Below are 4357 nucleotides of genomic sequence, written 5' to 3' on the forward strand. Positions count from 1 at the left end.
AACAACCCCGGATCAGCCACACCCCGCAACACATCCACCAGCGACCAGTCACACCACCGCTCCAACACAGACGCACACTCCCCGATACGCTCCGCGAACACCCGCGACGACTCCAACAACTCCCGCCCCATCCCCACCCACTGCGAACCCTGACCAGGAAACACCCACACCAACTTCCCCAGCACACCCACTCGACCGGAAACCACACCCGCCACGGTCACGCCGCGGGCCAACAACGCGAGGTCCGCTATCGCCTCGTCACTGGAGCCCGTGATCAGCACGGCACGCTCACTCAGCGCGGCCCGGTTCGACGCCAACGCACCGGCTACGTCCGCCAGTTGCGCCTCGCCCTCGATGAGCGCCGCCAACCGACCGGCCTGCCCCGCCAACGAGCTGGTGCTCCGCGCCGACATCACCACCGGAAGCACGTCCGCGGGTGCGGCTTCCCCTGAGGCCGGCGCAAGGTCCTGCCGCGGTGCCTCTTCAAGGATCAAGTGGGCATTCGTCCCACTGACACCGAACGCGGACACCCCGGCTCGACGCGGGCGGCCGTCGCGCGGCCATTCCCGGGATTCCGTCAGCAACTCGACCGCGCCCGCCGACCAATCCACCTCGGGAGTGGGCACGTCCACATGCAGGGTTGCCGGGAGTGTCCCGTACCGCAGCGCCTGCACCATCTTGATCACACCGGCCACACCTGAAGCCGCCTGCGCATGACCGATGTTCGACTTCAACGAACCGAGCCACAACGGACGCTCCGGATCCCGGTCCTGCCCGTACGTCGCCAGCAACGCCTGCGCCTCGATCGGATCACCCAGCGTCGTCCCCGTTCCGTGCCCCTCGACCACGTCCACATCGGACGATGAGAGCCCGGCGTTCGCCAATGCCTTGCGGATCACCCGCTGCTGCGAAGGACCGTTCGGCGCCGTCAGACCGTTCGACGCACCGTCCTGGTTCACCGCACTGCCCCGCAATACCGCCAGGATCCGGTGTCCGCGCTCCTGCGCCACCGACAGCCGTTCGAGGACCACGACGCCGACGCCCTCGGCCCAGCCGGTGCCGTCGGCCGCGGCGGCGAACGCCTTGCAGCGCCCGTCGACGGCGAGGCCCCGCTGGCGGGAGAACTCGACGAAGGCACCGGGGTTCGCCATGACCGTCACGCCACCGGCCAGCGCCATCGAGCACTCACCCTGCCGCAATGCCTGCGCCGCAAGGTGCATCGCCACCAGCGACGACGAACACGCCGTGTCGATGGTGACCGCCGGGCCCTCGAATCCGAACACATAGGACACCCGGCCGGACGCCACGCTCGACGATCCGCCGGTGCCGGCGAAACCCTCCAGCTCCGGCGTGACGACACTGGCTCCCGGCGCGACGTAGCCCTGGCCGAAGGCCCCTATGAACACACCGACGTCGGTGCCCTGCAACGAGATCGGGTCGATGTCCGCGCCTTCCAGCGCCTCCCACGAGGTCTCCAGCAGCAACCGCTGCTGCGGATCCATCGCCAGCGCCTCACGCGGCGAGATCCCGAAGAACCCCGCGTCGAAGAGGCCCGCCTCGTGCAGGAAACCGCCCTGACCGGTGTACGACGTCCCCGGGCGATCCGGGTCCGGATCGAACAGACCCTCCAGGTCCCAGCCCCGGTCCTCAGGGAACCCCGACACCGCGTCCCTACGCTCGGCCACCAACCGCCACAAGTCCTCCGGCCCCGCCACACCACCCGGCAACCGGCACGCCATACCCACAATCGCCATCGGCTCCCCCACATCCGCCACGACCACCGCCGGCACCACCGGCGCCACCGGCACCTCACCGAACTCCTCGCGCAGATGGCGGGCGAGGGCCTGTGGATTCGGGTGGTCGAAGACCACGGTCGCGGGCAGCTTCAGGCCGGTGGCCTCACGCAACTTGTTGCGCAGTTCCACTGCCGTCAACGAATCGAACCCAGCGTCCTTGAACGCCAGGTCCGCTCGCACAGCCGCCGTTCCGGTATGCCCGAGCACGGCCGCGACCTGACCACGGACCAGGTCCAGAAGCAGTGTCAGCTGGTCTGCCGGAGCGAGCCCCGCCAGTTGGTCGGACAGCCGGCCATGCTTCTCACCGGTGCCGACAGTGTGTGCGTGTTGCCTGCCCGTCCGGACCAGGCCGCGCAACATGTGCGGCACCGCACCACCTGCCGCGGCATCGGTACGCACCCCCCGCAGGTCCAGCTTGGCAGGTACCAGCAGCGCCTGCTCGGACCGCACGGCGGCGTCGAACAGATCCATGCCCTCAGCCTGTGTCATCAGCTGCAGACCGCCGCGGCGGTTCATCCGGGCCCTGATGAGGTCGTCGGTGCCGGCCGCCATGCCCTTTGTCTGTTCCCACAGGCCCCACGCCAGGGACAAACCTGGCAGGCCCGCCGCCCGGCGGTTGGCCATCAGCCCGTCGAGGAAGGCATTCGCCGCCGCGTAGCTGCCACTGCCGGCGCCCATGAACACGGCCGAGACGGAGGAGTAGACGACGAAAGCGTCGAGGTCCATGTCGCGGGTCAGCTCGTCGAGGTGCCGTACCGCGTCGACCTTGGGCGCGAACACCGCGGCGAGCCGCTCCGGGGTCAGCGTCTCGATCACGCCGGCATCCAGGACCCCGGCCGTGTGCACCACACCGGTCAGCCGATGCTCGTCCGGCACCGTCGCAAGCAGCGCGGCCACCTGGCCCCGATCGGAGACGTCGCAGGCGACGGCCGAAACCTCGGCGCCCTGCCCGGTGAGCTCGGCGACCAACTCCGCCATGCCCTCGGCGTCCGGACCTCGCCTGCTGGCCAGGACCAGACGCCGTACGCCATGGCGAGTGACCAAATGCCTGGCCATCACGCCACCCAGCGCACCCGCACCCGAGATCAGAACCGTCCCTTGCGCACCGAACACCGCCGGCGAATCCGAGGTCTGAGGAGCACGGGCCAGGCGCGGTACGGACAGGGTCGTGCCGCGCACCGCGAGCTGCGGTTCATCGCAGGCCAGCACCGGCCCCAGCACGGGTTCCACTCCGTCGCCGGAGGCCGTGTCGAGGTCCAGCAGAACGATCCGGTCCGGGTTCTCCGCCTGAGCGGCACGGACCAGGCCCCACACGGCCGCGGCGGCCGGGTCAGTCACCGCGCCGTCACCGGCGGCCACCGCGCCGCGGGTCAGGACCACGAGGCGCGACTCCTCCAGCCCTGCTCCGGCGAGCCATGGCTGCACAACGGCCAACACCCTCGAAGTCAAGGCCAGCGTCGCGTCCTCGGCATCGTCGCCCACTGCCTCCAGCACCACCGCCGCGGGCACACCGTCGGCAAGTGCTGCCACGTCTTCAGCGGTGGTCACCGCCGCCCAGGCGGGCGATGACTTCTCCTCAGCCGGGGCCAGTTCGGTCCACTCCACTTGGAACAGCGAGTCGGCGCGCACAGTGCCGGCATCCGCTTCGCCCAACTGCTCGGCGGACACCACACGAAGTGCCAGCGAATCCACGGTCACGACCAGGTGGCCTGCCTCGTCCGTCGCCGCCACCGACAGGGAACCGGAGTCGCTGGGCGCCAGCCACACCCGCAGTACCGACGCGCCGACGGCGTGCAGTGCCAACCCGTTCCAGTCCAGCGGTTGCCGCAGCTCCTGCCCGTCGTCGGCGGCGTTCAGCAAGGCCGGGTGCAGTGCCGCGTCCAGCAACGCCGGGTGGATACCGAACCTGCCCGCGTCCGTGCCGTACTGTTCGGGCAGGGAGACCTCGGCGAAGAGTTCCTCGCCGCGCCGCCACACCGCCCGGACACCTTGGAACGCGGGCCCGTACACGTACCCGCGTTCGGCCAGGTCGGTGTAGAGGTCATCCACGTCGGCCTTCCGCGCGCCGGGCGGCGGCCAGGCAGCGAAGTCGAAGCCCGTGCCGTGTGCCGCCGACACCGCCGACACCGCCGACACCGCCGACAGCATTCCGGTGGCATGTCGCGTCCACACGTCCGCGCCTGCCCCGCGCAGGGAGTAGACATCCACGGAGCGCGAGCCGTTCTCGCCCGGTCCGCCCAGCGCGACCTGCACACGCACGTCACCGTGGTCGGGCAACACGAGCGGGGATTCAATCACCAGCTCGTCGAGGACGGAACACCCGGCTTCGTCGCCGGCCCGTACGGCGAGTTCCACCAGTCCGCCGCTCGGGACGACCACGACGCCACCGACCGCGTGATCGGCCAGCCAGGGGTGCGTCCGCAACGACAACCGTGAGGTGAACACCAGCCCGTCCGACTGCGGCAACTGCACCACCGCACCGAGCAGCGGGTGATCGACACCCACCAGCCCCAGTGACGGCGCGTCCGTCGCCGCCCCGGTCGGGTGGAGCCAGTAGTGCC

The 4357-nt window shown here is 70.3% G+C and carries 1 protein-coding gene; it reads right to left on the bottom strand.

Annotated elements, in window-relative coordinates:
• Nucleotides 1-4301 (bottom strand): SDR family NAD(P)-dependent oxidoreductase (locus ACFY2B_RS46075; RefSeq protein ID WP_390769033.1); only part of this gene is annotated, 4301 nt, incomplete at its 3' end.
• Nucleotides 4302-4357 lie beyond the last annotated feature (56 nt).

This window comes from Streptomyces sp. NPDC001270 (assembly GCF_042896695.1).
Lineage (GTDB): Bacteria > Actinomycetota > Actinomycetes > Streptomycetales > Streptomycetaceae > Streptomyces.